Raw genomic sequence first — 438 nt, 5'->3', positions numbered from 1 at the left:
GATGGAACATGCGCCGCCGCAGAACCCCGGCTTCGTCCGCAAGTGGCTGCTGCGTCAGCAGGATCTGGTCGAGAAGTACCGGCCCGACATCGTCTATTTCGACAATTACCGCATCCCCTTCGACCGCACCGGCCTGGAGGCGGTGGCGCATTACTACAACCGCAGCATCGACTGGCATGGCGGGATCGACGTGGTGCTGACCGCCAAGCGCCTGTCGCCCTACCAGACCTACGGCATCGTCGAGGATGTCGAGCGCGGCTTCATGGCCGGCATCCAGCCCGTGCCGTGGCAGACCGACACCTGCATCGGCAACTGGCATTACGACCGGGGCCTCTACGAACGCCGCGGCTACAAATCCGCCAAGAACGTGATCCAGCGCCTGTGCGACGTGGTGTCGAAGAACGGCTGCCTGCTGCTCTCCATCCCCCAGCGCGGCGA

Annotated in this window: 1 protein-coding gene; it reads left to right on the top strand. The window is 64.6% G+C overall.

All coding sequences use genetic code 11. The annotated features are described in order from the left end of the window. On the top strand, positions 1-438 hold a 438-nt coding region (locus tag AC2JF9_RS09460; RefSeq protein ID WP_500727267.1), incomplete at both ends, for an alpha-L-fucosidase.

Source organism: Lactobacillus sp. C449L (genome assembly GCF_059900815.1).
The sequence above is the reverse complement of the archived record's forward strand: the minus strand, read 5'-3'. Positions and strand labels throughout refer to the sequence as shown.